Source organism: Streptomyces wuyuanensis, assembly GCF_900103455.1.
GTDB classification, from domain to species: Bacteria; Actinomycetota; Actinomycetes; order Streptomycetales; family Streptomycetaceae; genus Streptomyces; species Streptomyces wuyuanensis.
Genome location: NZ_FNHI01000020.1, coordinates 42,439 through 59,894 on the forward strand (window position 1 = coordinate 42,439; position 17,456 = coordinate 59,894).

Genomic DNA, 17,456 nt, shown 5'->3' on the forward strand with positions numbered 1-17,456 from the left:
CGGGGACTCCCGCTGTCCGGCAGGGCGGTCCGGTACGCGTGGCGGCGCAGTCCTCTGGTGGGTGCGGACGTTCGAGTGGGCCCGGGCCGTCCTTCGGTGCGCTCGCGGACCACCTCGGCCCGGCGCGCTCGTCGTCCCGCGGCCCGGGGAACCGGGAAGGCCACGGCCACGGTGTCACGGACCGCCGTCGGTCACCGGGCTCTGGCCGGCGACCTCCCTCCAGAACGCGTCGACCCTGGCGTTGAACTTCTCGGGCGCCTCCTGGAACGGCTGGTGGGCCTCCCCGAACAGCATCTCGAAGTCCGCACCCGGGATGGCGTCGGCCACGGCCCGCCCGAACCGCGGCGGCGCGGCGATGTCGCACTCCCCCGACAGCACGAGCGCCGGCGCGGTGATCCCCGGCAGACGGTCGAGGGTCTCGTGCGCGGCGAAGGCTTCGAGCTGGCGCTGGAACGCCCCGGCGGACTGCGGGTGCGGAAAGGCCAGCGTCTCGTCGATGATCCGGTCAACCGTGCCGTCCGCGTGGGCGCGCGGGGTATAGACCCACAGCAGGAACGCCTCGAGCATGGCGCGTTCTCCGGGCGCATCCTCGGCGAGCCAGTGCCAGAACCGGGTCATCGTCCGGAAATAGGCGTCCGGCCTCGCCCAGGCTGACACGAGGACGAGGCTCCGTACCCGGTCCGGGTGGCGAAGTGCCAGTTCCTGGGCGATGAGGCTGCCGCCCGAGAAGCCCGCGACGTGGGCGCGCTCCACACCGAGGGCCGACATCAGCGCCGCGGCGTCGTCGGCCATGAGCGGAACCGTCAGCGGACCGTCGGGCAGCGGTGTCCGTCCGGCGCCCCGGTTGTCGAAGGCGGTGATCCGGTAGCGGTCGGAGAGTCCGTCGAGCTGTGCCTGCCAGGCCTCGGCGGGATCGCTCAGGCCCGCGACCAGCAGGACGTCGGGGCCCTCGCCCCGGCGCTCCACCCAGAACCGCGTCCCGTTGGCCTCGACGTGTTCGCCCATCAGCGGCACCTCCTCCTCCATGGTCGGGGCGAGGCGTGCCCCGTGCCAGGTCGCCGGACGCTCGCGGGCCGCGTCGAGTACCCGTACGGGTGCGTCCGGATGCGTCCCGACGGGTCCGGATGGACCCTGGGATCATGGGGACGAACCCGCCTGTGATCGTTCATCCGATCGAGCCGAGCGGTGGCAGACCGGTGACGATCCGAGGAGAGCCGGTCGGCACCGCGCATGACCTGTTCGACGTGCTGGAGTTCCTCCGCCGCGCGAACCTCCCGGAAACCGACACGGCGGTCGACGATCCGGAGCTGATCGAGTGGAGGGGCGGGGGTCCGCAGTCGTGGGCCGAGTCGCCTCCGTGAGCGCGCCGGGTCGCCCGGCCGGCGCGCCGCCCGCGTGGCGGGCGATGCCTTGGGAGTGACCTCGATGACGTACAGAACCCGGATGCGGCCGCGTCCGACGTCCGCCCGTTCCGGGCCGGCGGCCGTACCGGGGCCGGGCCTGCCGGGCGCGGCCGTCGTGTCGGTGTCCCTCTCGGCCGCGATCGTGCTGCTGCCGGTCCCGGCCGCTTCGGCGGTGCCCCGCCCGGCCGCGGTGCCCGTCGTGGTGCCGCAGGTCGCCGGCACCGGGGAGGAGTGGACGCCCACCACCGACGCCCCCAGCGGGGTCACCGCCGAACTGCCGGGGAGGGCCGAGGGGGAGAGGACGTCCGTGCCCGTCGGCGGGGAACCCGTCAGCGGGCGGGTGTACGGGGTGGAGACCGGCGAGGCGTTCGTGGGGTTCGCCGTCTTCGACACGCCGGGAACCGCGCGGGACCTCCGGGCCAGTCTCAAGGGCTTCCTCGACGCCTACGAACGGGAGTCCGGCGAGACCCTGCGGAGCACCGACGTCCGCAGCACGACGGTCGACGGCAGACCGGCCCTGGACGCCCGTCTGTCGTCCAGCGACGACATGGCGGGGGGCCACCCGCTTCATCGGCGAGGGCGGACACGTCGTCCAGGCGGTGACGTTCGGGCCGGAGGACAACCGGAAGGACCTCGAAGCGCTGCACCGGCAGCTCCTCGCCGGCATCCGCCTCCCCTGACGGCCCGCCTGCCGGATCCGCTGGGCCGTCCCTGCCGTGACGGCATCCGCCCTATTCGCGCACGGACGCACCGCGCACGATCGGCGGGCGGGCCGGCGACCATCGCGCCGCCCCCGTTTGCGGCATGGGCGCAATGCCCGACGAAAGCTCAAATGTTCCTCTGAAGAGGAGAGATGGGGATTGTCCGCCCGCTCCCCCGGCGACAACTCCCTCAGGAGGTGCCGGAAGGGGGATCGGCGTGTGGAGGTTCAGGGAGGCCGCGCGGGCGGCCACGGGGACGTCCGGGTCACTGGGCCTGTACGAGGCCGCGTTCCTCGCGGGCGGGCCCGGCAGGGTCGCCGACACGGTGGTGATCGCGCTGTGCGAGCGGCGGACGCTGCTGTTGCGCGCCTCCCGCGTGCGCGCCGCCGACGCCGCCCGGCGGCAGGACGTGACAGGGCATCCGCTGGAGCGGACCGTCCTCGGCCTGTGCGATCGCAGCAGGAGCACGGCGTACGTGCGCATCGCCGTGGTGCGTTCGCCGGAGGTCGAGGCGATCGGGCAGCGGCTCGCGGCACTGGGGCTGGTGACGAGCGTCCGGCACCGGCCGACCCGGGCGGGCCGGCGGCGGCTGAGGGCCGCCCGGCAGGACGGGAGCCTGCCGAGGTACGTCTTCGAGGGGCCCGCCGCTCTGCCCGCCGGACCGGTCCGGCGCGGCGTCGTGGACGCGCGCCCCGTACCCACCGGGTTCGCGGACTCCCATCTGCACTGGGGCAGAGGCTACGAGCAGGGCCGCGACGGCGACTCCGGTTCGGGCGGCGGGTTCGGCTGCGGAGGAGGAGGCGGCGACTGACGCACGCCGGCACCCTGCGGCCGGGGCGCCCAGGCCCGCACCGCTATCCGCCGGGCGGGGCGAACACCGGGCGGGCCCACGCGGGAGGGTCCGGTGGCGGTCCCTGGTCCTCCGGGACGCCGGCGAGGCCGGGGACCACCTGCGTCGGCGTGGGGGCGGCCCGGGCCACGGCGGGCGCGGAAGCCGGGGCCGTCGCCGCGTCGCGCAGGGCCGCGACGAACTCGAGGCACGAGTCGTAGCGGTCGTCCGGCACCTTGGCCAGGGCCTTCGCCAGAACCTCGTCCGCGCCCGGGGGGATGTCCGGCCGGCGCTCGGTGAGCGGAGGAGGCTGGTCGTACTGGTGCGCCCAGAGCAGTGCCACGTCCTCGTCCCGCTGGAAGGGCGGACCGCCGGCGAGGGTCTCGTAGACGACGCAGGCGAGGCTGTAGAGATCGCACCTGCCGTCGACCGGCCGCCCGGAGATCTGCTCCGGCGCCACGTAGTCGAGGGTGCCGACGAACTCGCCCACGGTGGTGAACCCGGTGAGCGAGAGGGACTTCTTCGTCAGCCCGAAGTCCGTGAGGTAGACGTGCTCGGGATGGTCGATGTCGGTGCCCTTGGCGACGAGGACGTTGCCCGGCTTGACGTCCCGGTGGACCAGATCGTGCTCGTGGGCCGCGTCGAGCGCCGAGGCCACCTGGGCGGCGATCCGGACGGCGGTCGCGACGGGCAGCGGCCCGTCGCGGTCCAGCAGGGCCCGCAGGTCCAGTCCCGCGACGAAGCGCATGGCGATGTACAGGACGCCGTCGGTCTCGCCGGCCTCGAAGATCGGCACGATATGCGGGTGGTCGATGGCCGCCGCAACCCGTGACTCGTGGGTGAAACGGCGGCGGAAGGTGTCGTTGCGGGCGAGTTCCGGCGCGAGCAGCTTGAGCGCCACCGTGCGGTCCAGCCGCAGGTCCTTGGCGCAGTAGACGACGGCCATACCGCCCCGGCCGATCTCCCGTTCCACCCGGTAGCCCGCGATCTGGGCGCCGATCAGTCCGGACGGCCGGCCCGAGTACAGGCTCATGTCGTCGGAGGGCGGGGTCATGGGGAACCACCGCCGTACGTCCTGCCGCCCCGGGGCTGCCGGTCGGCGGGCCAGAGCACCATGCCCGAATTGTATCGATCGGCCCACCGTCTCGCCGCGGCCCGGCGGGGCGCGGGGGTCGCGGGCCCGGGGCGGAAACCCTCCACTGGTCCCCGGTACGGACTCTTGCGACTGATGATCACCTCCCTGGTTTCGGGGCACTGCCGCCCGGGTGCGCCGCCCGGCCGGCGACCCGCCGACCGGTTCCGGGCGTTCGTGGATCCACCCCGTCGTGAAGGACGGGGCTTCTCGCTATGCCGGGTTGGCGTCGCGACGGACCAGCCCGGCCCGTAGAACGTTGAGAGCGCCTACCGTATGGATCCACCCCCGCCCAGGAGGTTCCATGCCCCCACCCGCTCCCGGTCCTCCCGACGGCTCCTCGTCGTTGCCGTCGCCGCCGTCGTCGGGCTGACGTCCGCAGGCGTGCCCTCGCCCGTCCGTGCCGGTCCGGCCGGCTACGGCGGCGACGACCACCTCGGGGGCGCGGGATATCCGGCGCCACGGGCGAGGCGGCCAAGACCGGCATGTCGCGTCGGTGAGGGTCCCCGTCCCGAGGGAGGTGCTGCCCGGCCAGCGTGAACCGTTCGCGTACCGCCTTCGACCGCAAACCGGCGCCCGACCGCGCGGCCTTCCCCGGCGGGATCGACCCGTCGACAACGGTGCGACCAACAGCTTCACCGGCACGTCGAAGGCCACGGTCACCCGGGACATCGACGCGGGCACCCCGCCGGGGACGTACCGCGTGGTGCACGTCGGTGACGCCAGGAGCCTCCTGGGCCGGGGCACCCCGTTCACCGGGACCTCGCGGTCGTTCACGGTGCGCTGACCGGCGGGGCGGCCGACGGCCCCCGCGCGCGCAGGGCCGGGGGGCGCCGTCCGGGCCGGTCCCCGCTGCGGGACCGGCCCGGGAGTGGTACGAAGGAGACCGCCGGCCCGGGAGAAATGCGCAGCGGACCGCCGGCGCCGCCGGACCGGCCCCGGCGGGCGGAGGTGGGAGGTGCCGTTCCGTGGAACCCGCCGACTGGCTGCTGACCGCCGGTGAACGCGGCAATCCCGCCACCCGGCTGGACCGCCGGCGGCCCGAAGGCAAGGGCTGGTCGGAGGGCAACGAGGTACGCCCCCTGATCCACGGCGCGACGTACTTCGGCGAACTGCTCGACGCCGTTCGCGCCCTGGAAGCGGGAGACCTGCTGCTGTTCACCGACTGGCGCGGCGACCGCGACGAACGGCTCGCCGGCCCCGGGACCGAGGTCGGCACGGTGCTGCGCGAGGCGGCCGAGCGCGGCGTGGTCGTCAAGGGGTTGGTGTGGCACTCCCATCTGGACAGCCTCCAGTTCAGCGAGGAGGAGAACCGCCACCTCGGCCGGGAAGTGCGGGCGGGCGGCGGCGAGTACCTGCTGGACATGCGGGTGCGTCCCGGCGGCTCGCACCACCAGAAGCTGGTGGTGCTGCGCCACCGCGGGCGGCCGGGGCTGGACGTGGCCTTCATCGGTGGCATCGACCTCTCCCACAACCGCAACGACGACATCGGCCACGGCGGCGACGCACGCTCCCAGCCCATCGCAGCCGCGTACGGTCCCCACCCGCCCTGGCACGACGTCCAGCTCGCGATCCGGGGTCCGGCGGTGGGTGACCTGGAGACCGTCTTCCGCGAGCGCTGGCAGGATCCGGCGCCGCTGACCAGGAGTCCGCTGAGCCGCCTGCGGGAGTGGGTGCACAAGGAGGACACGCACGCGGACCCGCTGCCGCGTCAGCTGCCCGACCCGCAGCCCTGCGGCCGGCACACGGTGCAGGTGCTGCGCACGTACCCCAACAGGCTGCTGCGGGGCTACGACTTCGCGCCCGACGGCGAGCGGAGCATCGCGCGTGCCTACCTCAAGGCCCTGCGGCGGGCACGGGCCTTGATCTACCTGGAGGACCAGTACCTGTGGTCCCCACACGTCGTGGAGCACTTCGCCCGGGCGCTGCGCGCCAACCCCGGGCTGCGGCTGATCGCGGTCATCCCCTCGGTCCCAGAGCAGGACGGCCGGCTCACACTGCCGATGAACCTGATCGGGCGCATCACCGCCCTCGAGACCCTGCGGAAGGCGGCGGGCGACCGGGTGGCTGTGTACGGGGTGGAGAACCGTGCCGGGACACCGGTGTACGTGCACGCCAAGGTGTGCGTGATCGACGACGTCTGGGCAGCGGCCGGTTCGGACAACGTCAACCTGCGGTCCTGGACGCACGACTCGGAGCTGAGCTGTGCCGTCCTGGACGCGACGGCGGACCCCAGGGAGCCCCGCGACCCGGGCGGTCTCGGTGACGGCGCCCGCCGCTTCGCCAGGGAACTCCGGCTGGTTCTGGCGCGGGAGCACCTGGACCGGGAGGCTCCGGGCGATCCGCAGGCGCCCGACGAACTGTGCGATCCCGGGGCCGCGTTCGAGGCGTTCGCCTCGGCGGCCGCCGCACTGGATCTGTGGCATGAGGACGGCCGGACGGGCCCCAGACCGCCCGGGCGGCTGCGCGCCTACCGGCCGCCGCGGCTGTCGCGATGGGAGCGGGTGCTCGCGATGCCGCTGTACCGGGTGGTCGTCGACCCGGACGGGCGTCCGATGCGGCTGCGGCGGCGCAACGCGTTCTGACCGCGTGCGCGCTGACCGCGTGCGCGCGAGTCGGACCGCGCCGCCGGGCCGGGTGCGTTCCGAAGATCGGGCGGAAGGGCCGGGACAACGGAAGGGGTCGCGGGCCGGGACAGCGGCACGGGTCCGGTGGAAGGGACAGCGGCACGGGTCCGGTGGAAGGGACGGGACGACACGAGGGCCGGCGGCCCGCCACGAGGCGGACCGCCGGCCCGGTGTGACCCGGAGCGGCTCCGGGACGGGTGGTGCCTGGCGCCGGACCTAGAAGACGCTCACGCCGTACGCGCTCAGCGCCTCGGTGACCGGCTGGAAGAACGTGGTGCCACCGGAGGAGCAGTTGCCGCTGCCGCCGGACGTCAGCCCGAGGGCCGTCGTGCCGGAGAACAGCGGGCCGCCGCTGTCGCCGGGCTCGGCGCAGACGTTGGTCTGGATCAGACCGTAGACGATGTCGCCGCCGCCGTAGTTCACGGTGGCGTTGAGTCCGGTGACGGAGCCGCCGTGCAGGCCGGTGGTGCTGCCGCTGCGCTGGACGGACTGGCCGACCGACGCGTTGCCGGCGCCCGTGATGTCACGGTAGGAGCCGTTGTACAGGTACACACGGCCGTCCGCCGCCGAGGCGTTGGAGTGGCGGATGATGCCGTAGTCGTTGCCCGGGAAGCTCGATCCGGCGCGGGTGCCGAGCAGGGCGGTCTGGGCGGAGTTGGTGTACCAGGTGCTGCCGATGTCGGTGCAGTGGCCTGCCGTCAGGGCGTAGTAGGTGCTGCCGCTGCGGACGTTGAATCCGAGGGAGCAGCGGCCGCCGCCGGCGTAGATGGCCTGTCCGCCCGCGATCAGCTTGTTGAAGGTGCCAGGGGTGCGCTTGATCTCGAGGGCCGAGGCGCGGCTGCCGGCGGCCTCCTTGATCTCGGCCAGTTCGGCGGCGGAGACCGTGGAGTCGGCGGTCACGACGAGCTTGCCGGACTTGGCGTCGGTGTACCAGGCGGTGCCGGGGACGTCGGCGTGCAGCACGGCGTCGCCGACCTGGGCGAGGGTGGCGGCGGTGGCCCGCGGGGCGGGGGTGTCTGCTGCCGCGCTCGGGGTCGCAAGCGCGACTGCCGCCAGCAGGGCGGAGGCAACGGCGGTCAGCCGCGCACCTCTTGCGAAGCGGCCGTGGGGGGTGAAGCGCTTGATGTTCACTACATCCTCCAGTGGGGGTTACCGAGGGCCCGTTGGGTGGACGGGCCCCGGCACTGCGCAGGAGGGACGGACCGGGATCTCCGCCATGCCCCTGTCAATGCCGTGGCTACGGATCCTGGCTTCCGGTTTCACCCTGGACAAGATCGCCTTTCGGCCGCTCTACGCGCGTCCATCGGGCCGGTCACAGACAAAGATGTTTGCCGGACTTGACCTCGACGGGGTTCCGCTCGCGGAAACGGCCGGTTCTCGCGCACCGCCCCGCCCCGAGCGGAATCACCCGTTCATTTGCTCTCCGGCAACAGAGAGCACCACGACGCCGCCGCACGCACGGACCGGCGCGCGCCCGCTCACCGGCAACGGCCGGGACCCCGGGTGCCATTGAGGCAGTTCAGGGTTCAACAGGGCGGCCGGCGGAAGGCGCCGCCGGGCACCGGCGAAGGTTCCGGAATCCACACCGGGGCCGTCACGTCACGCGCCGGACACCGTGGCTTACGCAACGCGGGGCACCGCACCCCTGGGGTCCCTGGACAGCAGACAAGTGGATCATGGCCTGAATTCAGCCATGCACAAAGGGCCTGCACTTCAGCCCGGCACTTGAGCTCACCGTCCCTTTGTGCATGACTCGCCCCCGTTCGCCCGGCGGCAGCCCCTGGCCGGATTCCATCGCACCTGCGGCTCCACGGACAATTTCGGGGCGAGCCTCGACCGCATTGCGGCGGCCCCGGCGGGCCGTACCGGATGATCGGGACACCACGGCTCGCGAACCGCGCCGTTCCCCCGCACAGGAGGAGACGATGCACGCACCCTTCAGGTTGCTCTTCCCCCGGCAACTTCCCGCGCTGACCGCCGGGTTGTCCCATCAGACCTACGTCCACTGGCCCTACCCGCCCGACGCGCTACGGCCCCTGCTGCCGCCCGGACTCCGGCCGGACGAGTTCGGCGGTCGCGCATGGGTGAGCCTCGTCGCCCTCGTGATGAGGTCGGTGCACCCGCTGGGCCTGGTACCGCTGCCCCGCGGGACCTTCGCGCAGACGAACCTGCGGACGTACGTCAGGACAAGGGACGGGCGGAGCGGGGTGTGGTTCCTCTCGCTGGACGCCGGCCACCCCCTCATGCGGGTGGGGCGGGCTTTCGGGGTGCCGTATCACTGGGCGGAGCTGTCCGTCCGGCGGAGCGCCGACGGGCGCACGCTCGCCTACGACGGCCAGCGCCGGGGCGGACACCGGCGGAACCCCGCGTACGGACCCCCCGGCTACCGGCTGACGGTCCGTGAAGGGGCACCGGTCGACGCCCCGTCGGAACTGGACCGCTGGCTCACCTCCCGGTGGTCGTCCTTCTCACGGTGGGCCGGGATGCTGTGGGAGGCGCGCATCGAGCACCCCCCGTGGCGGCTGCGCACGGCGGAGGTCCTCGAGCTGCGGGAGACACTGACCGCGCATGCCGGGCTCCCCGCACCGGGGGCGCCCGCGCTGGTGCACACGGTGGAACCGATGGACGGCCTACGCCTGGGGGCGGCCCGCCCGGCCGGCCGCGCCTGAGTGGGGCGGGGTCTCAGACGGCGGCGGCGGTCAGCAGTACCAGGTGCGCCGCGTCGGCCGCGGCGATGCCCATGGTGGCGAGGAACGGGAGGCGGACGTCGGCGTCGCGGACCGGCCGCAGCAGCGCCAGGGCGCAGAGCAGCACCGTCACCGTGAGAACGGCCCAGCCCTGCCGGGTGACCGGACCGTCGGGCCCGATGAGCAGGACCAGCGACGAGGCGAGGACCAGGAGGGCCGCGACGCACACCGACCGCCGCCGGCCGAGGCGTTGCGGCAGCCCGTGGACGCCGGTTCGCAGGTCGTGGTCGATGTCCGGCAGGACGTTGGCGAAGTGCGCGCCCGTGCCGAGCAGTCCGGCGGCGGCCATGAGCCACAGTGGTGGCCAGGGCCCGCCGGGCAGTGCGAGCGTGACGAACGCCGGGAGCAGCGCGAACGCCAGCCCGTACGGCAGCCAGGAGAGTGCGGTGCGCTTGAGGTGGAGGTTGTACCACCAGGCGGCGGCCACTGCCGCGACATGGACGCAGCCCGCCACGGGCCCGCACGCCGCCGAGAGGACGACGCAGACGGCCAGGGCCACGATCGCCGCGGCCGCCACGGCAGCCGGCAGGGCCTCTCCCGTCACGAGCGGCTTGTCCCGTCGGCCGGCCGCACGGTCCCGACCCATGTCCGCCCGGTCGTTGCACCACCCGATCGACAACTGGCCGGCGGCGACCGCGCCCACCACGAGCGCTCCGCCCGTCAGGCCGCGACCGCCCACCGCCGCGGCGAGTGCCGCCGTGAGCCCGGTGACGACCGCCGCGGGCAGCGGGTGGCACGCCCTCAGCAGGCCGGCGGCCGTGGGGCGGGAGGAGTCGAACGGCGCGGCGTGGGCCCCGTCGGAGGCGGTGGTGGCGCTGAGCTTCACGTGCCCACGCTAAGGGCTGTCCCGTCATCACCGGCGGATCAGCGCGCGGCGTCGCATGCGGTGCACCGCAAGGCGGAGCGTCGTCCGCATACCGTTCGCATTCAGCCGATCCGACAACGCGGCGAGGTGCCACAGCCGTCGTCGTGCGCCCGCAGGGGCCCACGGGAAGCCCTTGGGCCACGACGCGCCCGGTGCGGGCGTTTCATGACGTTGTGTCAGCGGACTTCTATGTTGGGGCGATGACCCGCGTCCTGGCCGTGAGCGCCGTGTTCCCGCCCCATCGACACACGCAGGCGGAGATCGCGGAGGAGCTGGCCCGCAGGCTGCCGCCGGGGACCGATCCCGGACTGCTGCGGCGTGTGCACTCCTCCGTCGGGGTCGAGGCCAGGCATCTCGCGCTGCCGCTGGACCGCTACGGCCGCCTCGGCGGCTTCGGCCAGTGCAACGACACCTATCTGGAGGTGGCCCGCGACCTCGGGGCTCAGGCCGTGCGGGCGGCCCTCGACGAGGCAGGGGTGGCGCCCGAGGAGGTCGACGTGGTCGTGTCGACCTCCGTCACGGGCATCGCGACGCCATCTCTGGACGCCCGCCTGGCCTCGGCGACCGGGCTGCGCCCCGACGTACGGCGCGTACCGCTCTTCGGTCTCGGCTGCGCGGGGGGCGCGGCGGGCACGGCGCGCCTCCACGACCAGCTCGCCGGCCGGCCGGGGGACGTGGGGCTGCTGCTGTCCGTGGAACTGTGCTCGCTCACCCTGCAGTCCGCGGACACCTCCATGGCCAACCTGGTCTCCGGGGCGCTGTTCGGCGACGGGGCCGCGGCGCTGGTGGCGGTCGGCGCCGGGCATCCACGGCACGGCGAGGGCCCCGGCCGGCGGCCGCACGGCGGCGGCGCGGGCCCGGTCGTCGTCGACTGCCGCAGCCGCCTCTACCCGGGCACGGAGCACCTCCTCGGCTGGGACGTCGGCGAGTGGGGTCTGCGGCCGGTCCTCGGCAGTGAACTGCCCGAGGTGGTCAGGCTGCACGTGGGCGAGGAGATCGCCTCGTTCCTCGCCGGGCACGACCTCAAGCCGCAGGACCTGACGGCCTGGGTCTGCCACCCGGGCGGGCCGAAGGTCCTGGACGTCCTCGGGGACGCGCTCGGGCTGCCCGACGAGGCGCTGTCGCAGAGCCGCCGCTCCCTCGCCCGCGCCGGGAACCTGTCCTCCGCGTCCGTCCTGCACGTGCTGCGGGACACCCTCGGCGACGGGCCGCCCGAGCCGGGCTCCCCCGGGCTGATGCTGGCCTTCGGTCCCGGATTCTCCTCCGAACTCGTCCTGCTGCGCTGGTGATGCCCCGATGAACACCCACACCTCCACCGCGTTCCTCGCCCTCGTCCTGCTCGTCGCGGTGGAACGGCTCGCCGAACTCGCGGTGGCCCGTCGCAACACGGCCTGGAGCCGGGCGCACGGCGGCGTGGAGCACGGCCGCGGCCACTACCCCGTCATGGTCGTCCTGCACACCGCGCTGCTGGCCGGCTGCGCCCTCGAGCCCTGGGCCGCGGACCGTCCCTTCGTCCCCGCGCTCGGCTGGACCATGCTGGCGCTGACCGCCGCCGCCCAGGCGCTGCGCTGGTGGTGCATCGTCACCCTCGGCCCGCGCTGGAACACGCGCGTCGTCGTGGTACCCGGCCTGCCGCTGGTAGCCGCCGGCCCGTACCGGTGGCTCCGTCACCCCAACTACGCCGCGGTCGTGGTGGAGGGGTTCGCCCTGCCGCTGGTGCACTCGGCGTGGGTGACGGCGCTGGCCTTCACCGCGCTCAATCTGGCGTTGCTTGGGGTACGCATCCGCTGCGAGGAGGCGGCCCTGACCATCGGGGCGCGGACCGCCGGCCGGCCCGCGAACGCGGTCCGGTGATCGATCTGCTGATCGCCGGCGGCGGCCCGGCGGGGCTGGCCACGGCGATCCACGGTGCACTGGCCGGCTTCGAGGTCGTCGTCGCCGAGCCGCGTCCCGCCCCGGTCGACAAGGCGTGCGGTGAGGGGCTGATGCCGGGTGCCGTACGGGCGCTCGCGGGGCTCGGTGTCGCCGTCGCCGGGGCGCGTTTCACCGGCATCCGGTACACCGACGGGTCCGGCGCCCTGGCGGCGGAAGCCCGCTTCCGGGCCGGGCACGGCCTCGGGGTGCGCCGCACGGAGCTGCAGCCGGCGATGGCGGCGCGCGCCGCCGAACTGGGTGTGCGGTTCGTGGCGCGGCGTCTGGAAGAGGTGCGCCAGGACGAGCGGCAGGTGACCGCGGGCGGGCTGACGGCCCGGTACCTCGTCGCCGCCGACGGGCTGCACTCACCGGTCCGCCGCTCCCTCGGACTGGGCGGGCCGCCGGCTCCGCGCCGCGCGGCGCGCTACGGGCTGCGCCGCCACTACGCCCTCGCCCCGTGGAGCGACCTGGTCGAGGTCCACTGGGCGGAACGCTCCGAGGCCTACGTGACTCCGCTCGCCTCCGGCCTCGTGGGCGTCGCCGTGCTCACCTCGGACCGGGCTCCGTACGACGTCCAGCTGGCGCGCTTCCCGGCACTGAGCGCGCGGCTGCACCGCGCCGCGGCGACCCCGGTGCGCGGTGCCGGGCCGCTGCGCCAGGACGTGCGCACACGGGTCGACGGCCGGGTGCTGCTCGTGGGGGACGCCGCGGGATACGTCGACGCGCTCACCGGCGAGGGGCTGACCCTCGCGCTGACCGCGGCCGGCGAACTGGTCCGCTGCGTACGGGCCGGGCGGCCCGCGGAGTACGAGCGCGCGTGGCGGCGGCTGTCCCGCTCGTACCGGCTGCTCACCGGGTGTCTGCTGCGGGCCCGCGAGAATCCCTTCCTCGGTCCTCGGGTCGTGCCGATCGCGGCAGGGCTGCCGGGCGTGTTCCGGCGGGGCGTCAACCTCCTCGCCTGACACGGGTGCGGTCCGCCGGCCGGGCCGGGGGCCGGGAAGTGCGCGTGGCGCTCAGCCGGGGTGCGTGGTGTGCACGACGGCCACCGGGCAGGCGGCGGTGTGGAGGACTTCGGAACTCACCGAGCCCAGCAGCAGCCTGCGCAGTCCGGAGCGGCCGTGCGAGCCGACGACCAGGAGGACCGCCCCGCGCGAGGCCTCCGCCAGCAGGGTCGCCGCGCGGAGCCGCTCCGCGTGCAGCCTCACCGGTACACCGGGGTAGCGGTCGCGGCGCTTGTCCGCCTCCTCCCGCAGGGCAGCCCGGACCGCCTCGTCGAGCACGTCGAAGTCGGGCGCGGCCATCCCCGGTCCGGTCGGCGTCTCGCCGAGGTGGAAGCTGCCGTGGACGAGTTCGAGGCTCGCCCCGCGCAGCGCGGCCTCGGCGAAGGCGACGTCGAGGGCGTGCGACGAGATGCCGGAGGAGTCGGCGACGTCCACCCCGGCCACGACCCGCTTCTCCGGGTCCGGCGGGGTGTCGCCGGGCCGGACCACGATGACGGGGCCCGCGGCGTGGGTGGCCACCTGCCAGCTCACCGAGCCGAGCGGAAGACGGGAGAAGCCTCCGCTGCCCCGGTGGCCGACGACCGTCCAGGACGCCAGCGCGGACCGCTCCACCAGCACGGCGGAGGCGCGCCCGGAGACCGCCTCCGTCGTCACGGACACACCGGGGAACTCGGTGCGGACGATTCCCTCCAGAGGCGCCACCACCTCGGCGCCCTGGGCCGGGGTGCCGTGATGCTCGGCGACATGGAGCAGGTGGAGCGGCACGTCGTGCAGTGCGGCCTGCTCGGCCGCGCAGCGCACCACGTACTCCTGACCGCCCTGGTCGACGCCGGCCAGCACCGGCCCGGTCGGCGTCGTGGCGTCGTTGACCATCCGTGCTCCCTGCTCCGAACTCCGCGGTCCTCGCTCCAGGGTGCGTCGGCGCGGGCGACGCCGCAGCACGGGTGTGGACCACCCGGCCGAGTCGCCGCCGAGGCCCGGTGGGGCCGCGCTGTCAGGTGTAGACGAGCGGACAGCCGTGCCGCAGGGAGAACCGGGCGGCGCGGAGGTACAGCGCGACGTGGAAGACCGTGTCCGGATCGGCGCCCCAGGACCCCGGCCGGGCTGCCGCGGACGCCGCGGCACCGGCGTCGAGGTACCAGGAGGTCAGTTCGAGGTTGCGGCCCGCGGAGGGCATCCCGTCCGGCATGCCGACGACCGCCTCGAGTCGCTCCAGGGCCGCGAGGACCTGCGGCGCGCCGGCCACCAGGGTCTCGTCCGCGAAGCCGCTCACCACGGGCAGCCGTATCGGCTCGTCGAGGGAGAACGGGACCAGCACGGTCCAGCCGTGGACGGTCTCCTCCTCTTCAGGGGACAGCAGCGCACGGCACAGTGCCGCGTAGCCGTCCATGGAGGCCACGAACTTCTCCTCGAAGGCCGGTGCGCGTCCAGCGGGTTCGCCCGGTGCGGGCGTGAACGGCGGCAGCCGCCGCCGTACGAGCTCCTCGTCCAGCGCCGCGGCGACGCGGCCCGGCCCCGCCGCCTCGTCGTCCTCCGCACCACGGGCGAACCATTCCCGCGCCCCGACGCTCACCAGATACATGCCCATGAAGGGAAGCTAACCGGCACCACCGACAGTGCCCTGCCGCGCGGAGCCGGCGGCCCCGCCCTCACTGGGGCGGGGCCGCCGGCGGTCGTCGCCTACCGCGGCAGGATCCCCGCGGCCACCGCGGCCGGGACGGGCGCATGGCCCGCGGCCCGGGTGGTGAAGGTGCCGCGGCCCTGGGTACGGCTGCGCAACCGCGAGGCGTAGCCGAACAGTTCGGCCAGCGGCACGGTCGCGGTGACCACCGCGCCGCCGGCCCGCGTCGTCGAACCCGTCACCCGGCCACGCCGTGCCGCGAGGTCGCCGAGCACGCCTCCGACGGCCTCGCCGGGCACGGTGACCGTGACCTCGACGACCGGTTCCAGGAGCACCATCTCCGCCGCGCGCAGGGCCTCGCGGAGGGCGAACCTGCCCGCCGCACGGAACGCCATCTCCGACGAGTCCTTCGCGTGGGTGGCACCGTCGGTCAGCGTGACGCGCAGCCCCGTCACCGGATGGCCGCCGAGCGGACCCTCGGCGAGGGCATCCCGGCAGCCGGCCTCCACCGCGCGGATGTACTCCTGCGGCACCCGCCCGCCGGTGACGGTCGAGCCGAACGCGAAGCCGTCGTTGCCGCCGGTGCCGCCCGTGCGGGCGTCGTCGGCGGACTCCAGTGCCTCGACGTCGAGGACGACGTGGGCGAACTGCCCGGCACCGCCGTCCTGTTTGACGTGCCGGTACAGCAGTCCGGTCACCCCTCGCACGACCGTCTCCCGGTACGCCACGCGCGGCCGGCCGACACCGACGTCGATCGCGTGGGCGCGCCGGACCTTCTCCACCGCCACCTCCAGGTGCAGTTCCCCCATGCCGGACAGCACCGTCTGGCCCGTCTCCGGATCGGTTCCGACCGCCAGCGAGGGGTCCTCCTCGACCAGCCTCGCGAGCGCCGATGCCAGCCGGTCGGTGTCCGTGCTCCTGCGTGCCCCGACCGCCACCGAGACGACCGGCGCGGCCACGGTGGGCGGTTCGAGGACGAGCGGAGCAGCGGGTTCGCACAGCGTGGCGCCGGTGCGGGAGGACTTGACGCCGACGAGGGCGACGATGTCCCCGGCGACCGCGCTGTCCACCTCGGCGTGCCGGTCCGCCTGCACGCGCAGGATGCGCGCGACGCGCTCGGTGCGGTGCGCGCCCGCGTCCAGAACCGTGTCCCCCTTCCGGATCGTGCCCGAGTACACGCGTACGAACGTCAGCCGCCCCGTGGGCGTCGAATGCACCTTGAAGACCAGCGCGGCGAGGGGTGCTGCGGGGTCGGCGGGCCGCTCCTGCGGTGTGCCGTCCAGAGTGCCCCGCACGGCGGGCACGTCCGGCGGCGCGGGCAGCAGGTCCACCACGGCCTGGAGCAGTGGCTCGATGCCGCGGTTCCGGTAGGCGGAGCCGCACAGGACCACCAGGCCCTCACCGTTGCGGGTCACCTCGCGCAGTGCGCCGGCCAGGGTCCGGTCGGAGACCCGCGAGTGCTCGCAGAACTCCTCCAGGGCGGCCGGGTGGAGTTCCGCGGCCGATTCCTCGAGCAGTCTGCGCCGCCGCCGTGCCTCGTCGGCCAGGGGTTCGGGCACCGGGCCCTCCTCGAACGCGTCCCGTCCGGTGTGCCAGACCAGCGCGCGCATCCGCACCAGGTCCACCACTCCGGTGAACTCGTCCTCCCGGCCGATCGGCAGGTGTACGACGAGCGGCACCGTGTGCAGTCGCTCGCGGATCGACGCGACCGCGGTGTCGAGATCGGCGCCCGCGCGGTCCATCTTGTTGACGAAGGCGATCCGCGGAACGCCGTGCCGGTCCGCCTGCCGCCACACCGACTCGCTCTGCGGCTCCACTCCCGCGACGGCGTCGAACACCGCGACGGCACCGTCGAGGACCCGCAGCGAGCGCTCCACCTCGTCGGAGAAGTCCACGTGGCCGGGGGTGTCGATCAGGTTGATCCGGTGCCCGTCCCAGTCGCAGCTGACCGCCGCGGCGAAGATGGTGATGCCGCGGTCGCGCTCCTGGGAGTCGAAGTCGGTGACGGTCGTGCCCTCGTGGACCTCGCCGCGCTTGTGGGTGGCGCCGGTGAGGTACAGGATCCGCTCGGTGACGGTCGTCTTGCCGGCGTCGACGTGGGCGAGGATGCCCAGGTTGCGGACGGTGGTCAGAGGGTCGACGGCGGGGCGTCGAAGGTTGTTGCGCACGGCCCGGGGCCTTTCGGTGTTCGAGAGGTGGGTGGATCGGGGCAGCGCGATTCCCGGACGAGGCGGCCTGTCGAAGGCCGAGGAGACATCCCTGACGCAGTCCCCGGCACCATGGCCGACGCATTCGCCGACACGGCGTCAGCGGGCGGGGCGTCTTCGGGGGCTCGACCGCGCCCCGGTTCACCGCGGCGAGCGGGGCTCGGCGGGGCGGGCCGCGGTCGGTGAGGGGTCGTCGCGGGCTCCGGTGGCGGCCGCGCAGCCGTCACCGGCGGGCCGGAGACACCAGGATCACGTCGTACCGCGACCGGGGAACGAGAATGGCGATGCGGCAGCGCACGTCCCGTCCCCCCTCACTCGGTCCAACTCCCGGCGATGCGCGCCGCATCACGTCGGCGGCGCGTGAGCCGAGTGTAGGGAGCGGGCGGCGCGCGGCGCGCGGGATTTTCCC

General features: G+C 74.4%; 15 protein-coding genes and 1 pseudogene. 9 read left to right on the forward strand and 7 right to left on the reverse strand.

Annotation, left to right across the window (positions count from 1 at the left end):
- Window positions 1–174: 174 nt before the first annotated feature.
- Window positions 175–1,005, reverse strand: a complete 831-nt coding sequence (locus BLT82_RS26055) for an alpha/beta fold hydrolase (RefSeq protein WP_093659216.1) — start codon at window positions 1,003–1,005, stop codon at window positions 175–177.
- Between the two features lie 134 nt (window positions 1,006–1,139).
- Between BLT82_RS26055 and BLT82_RS26060 the strand changes: the two genes are divergently transcribed.
- From BLT82_RS26060 to BLT82_RS26065, 3 genes are all read left to right on the forward strand, one after another.
- Window positions 1,140–1,361 (forward strand): hypothetical protein, encoded by a 222-nt coding sequence (locus BLT82_RS26060; RefSeq protein ID WP_093659038.1) that lies wholly within the window; start codon window positions 1,140–1,142, stop codon window positions 1,359–1,361.
- Between the two features lie 64 nt (window positions 1,362–1,425).
- Entirely contained in the window at window positions 1,426–2,247 is an 822-nt protein-coding gene (locus tag BLT82_RS36895; protein WP_143041538.1) for a hypothetical protein, read from the forward strand.
- Window positions 2,248–2,321: 74 nt separating this feature from the next.
- A complete protein-coding gene (locus BLT82_RS26065) occupies window positions 2,322–2,915 on the forward strand; it encodes a TIGR04222 domain-containing membrane protein (protein WP_244529615.1) in 594 nt (197 codons plus the stop codon).
- 43 nt (window positions 2,916–2,958) lie between these two features.
- Here BLT82_RS26065 and BLT82_RS26070 read toward each other — a convergent pair whose 3' ends face one another.
- Window positions 2,959–3,987: a serine/threonine-protein kinase gene (locus BLT82_RS26070; protein ID WP_093659041.1), complete on the reverse strand. Its 1,029-nt coding sequence runs from the start codon at window positions 3,985–3,987 to the stop codon at window positions 2,959–2,961.
- A gap of 706 nt (window positions 3,988–4,693) precedes the next feature.
- On the opposite strand from BLT82_RS26070, the pseudogene BLT82_RS38860 reads away from it, so the two are divergent.
- Window positions 4,694–4,852: pseudogene (locus tag BLT82_RS38860) on the forward strand (neutral/alkaline non-lysosomal ceramidase C-terminal domain-containing protein); the annotation flags it as partial.
- A gap of 181 nt (window positions 4,853–5,033) precedes the next feature.
- Window positions 5,034–6,650, forward strand: a complete 1,617-nt coding sequence (locus BLT82_RS26080; RefSeq protein WP_093659045.1) for a phospholipase D family protein — start codon at window positions 5,034–5,036, stop codon at window positions 6,648–6,650.
- A gap of 258 nt (window positions 6,651–6,908) precedes the next feature.
- Here the strand turns inward: BLT82_RS26080 and BLT82_RS26085 are convergent, their stop codons facing one another.
- On the reverse strand, window positions 6,909–7,823 hold the full coding sequence (locus tag BLT82_RS26085; RefSeq protein WP_093659047.1) for a S1 family peptidase: 915 nt from the start codon (window positions 7,821–7,823) through the stop codon (window positions 6,909–6,911).
- Between the two features lie 794 nt (window positions 7,824–8,617).
- Between BLT82_RS26085 and BLT82_RS26090 the strand changes: the two genes are divergently transcribed.
- A complete protein-coding gene (locus BLT82_RS26090; RefSeq protein ID WP_093659049.1) occupies window positions 8,618–9,361 on the forward strand; it encodes a YqjF family protein in 744 nt (247 codons plus the stop codon).
- A 13-nt stretch (window positions 9,362–9,374) separates the two neighbouring features.
- Here BLT82_RS26090 and BLT82_RS26095 read toward each other — a convergent pair whose 3' ends face one another.
- Window positions 9,375–10,265 (reverse strand): UbiA family prenyltransferase, encoded by an 891-nt coding sequence (locus BLT82_RS26095; RefSeq protein ID WP_167746088.1) that lies wholly within the window; start codon window positions 10,263–10,265, stop codon window positions 9,375–9,377.
- Between the two features lie 239 nt (window positions 10,266–10,504).
- Between BLT82_RS26095 and BLT82_RS26100 the strand changes: the two genes are divergently transcribed.
- The 3 genes from BLT82_RS26100 to BLT82_RS26110 are packed head-to-tail and all read left to right on the forward strand — an operon-like array spanning window position 10,505 to window position 13,180.
- Complete coding sequence (locus BLT82_RS26100) at window positions 10,505–11,593, forward strand: type III polyketide synthase (protein ID WP_093659051.1); 1,089 nt, start codon at window positions 10,505–10,507, stop codon at window positions 11,591–11,593.
- A 7-nt stretch (window positions 11,594–11,600) separates the two neighbouring features.
- Complete coding sequence (locus BLT82_RS26105) at window positions 11,601–12,158, forward strand: isoprenylcysteine carboxyl methyltransferase family protein (protein ID WP_093659053.1); 558 nt, start codon at window positions 11,601–11,603, stop codon at window positions 12,156–12,158.
- A complete protein-coding gene (locus tag BLT82_RS26110) occupies window positions 12,155–13,180 on the forward strand; it encodes an NAD(P)/FAD-dependent oxidoreductase (RefSeq protein ID WP_093659055.1) in 1,026 nt (341 codons plus the stop codon). Before BLT82_RS26105 ends, BLT82_RS26110 begins: the two co-directional genes overlap by 4 nt.
- A gap of 51 nt (window positions 13,181–13,231) precedes the next feature.
- On the opposite strand, the gene BLT82_RS26115 is transcribed toward BLT82_RS26110, so the two are convergent.
- The 3 genes from BLT82_RS26115 to fusA all read right to left on the reverse strand — a co-directional run bounded on the left by BLT82_RS26115 (window position 13,232) and on the right by fusA (window position 17,008).
- Complete coding sequence (locus BLT82_RS26115; protein ID WP_093659057.1) at window positions 13,232–14,092, reverse strand: universal stress protein; 861 nt, start codon at window positions 14,090–14,092, stop codon at window positions 13,232–13,234.
- A gap of 121 nt (window positions 14,093–14,213) precedes the next feature.
- Window positions 14,214–14,807, reverse strand: coding sequence for a hypothetical protein (locus BLT82_RS26120; RefSeq protein WP_093659059.1), 594 nt, complete (start codon window positions 14,805–14,807; stop codon window positions 14,214–14,216).
- Window positions 14,808–14,899: 92 nt separating this feature from the next.
- Window positions 14,900–17,008: an elongation factor G gene (gene fusA, locus BLT82_RS26125; RefSeq protein WP_093659061.1), complete on the reverse strand. Its 2,109-nt coding sequence runs from the start codon at window positions 17,006–17,008 to the stop codon at window positions 14,900–14,902.
- Between the last annotated feature and the right edge of the window lie 448 nt (window positions 17,009–17,456).

Coding starts and splice junctions, on each gene's coding strand:
- BLT82_RS26055 (WP_093659216.1), bottom strand. CDS start 1,005: ATGGGCGAACACGTCGAGGCCAACGGGACGCGGTTCTGGGTGGAGCGC.
- BLT82_RS26060 (WP_093659038.1), top strand. CDS start 1,140: ATGGGGACGAACCCGCCTGTGATCGTTCATCCGATCGAGCCGAGCGGT.
- BLT82_RS36895 (WP_143041538.1), top strand. CDS start 1,426: ATGACGTACAGAACCCGGATGCGGCCGCGTCCGACGTCCGCCCGTTCC.
- BLT82_RS26070 (WP_093659041.1), bottom strand. CDS start 3,987: ATGACCCCGCCCTCCGACGACATGAGCCTGTACTCGGGCCGGCCGTCC.
- BLT82_RS26090 (WP_093659049.1), top strand. CDS start 8,618: ATGCACGCACCCTTCAGGTTGCTCTTCCCCCGGCAACTTCCCGCGCTG.
- BLT82_RS26100 (WP_093659051.1), top strand. CDS start 10,505: ATGACCCGCGTCCTGGCCGTGAGCGCCGTGTTCCCGCCCCATCGACAC.
- BLT82_RS26105 (WP_093659053.1), top strand. CDS start 11,601: ATGAACACCCACACCTCCACCGCGTTCCTCGCCCTCGTCCTGCTCGTC.
- BLT82_RS26115 (WP_093659057.1), bottom strand. CDS start 14,092: ATGGTCAACGACGCCACGACGCCGACCGGGCCGGTGCTGGCCGGCGTC.
- BLT82_RS26120 (WP_093659059.1), bottom strand. CDS start 14,807: ATGGGCATGTATCTGGTGAGCGTCGGGGCGCGGGAATGGTTCGCCCGT.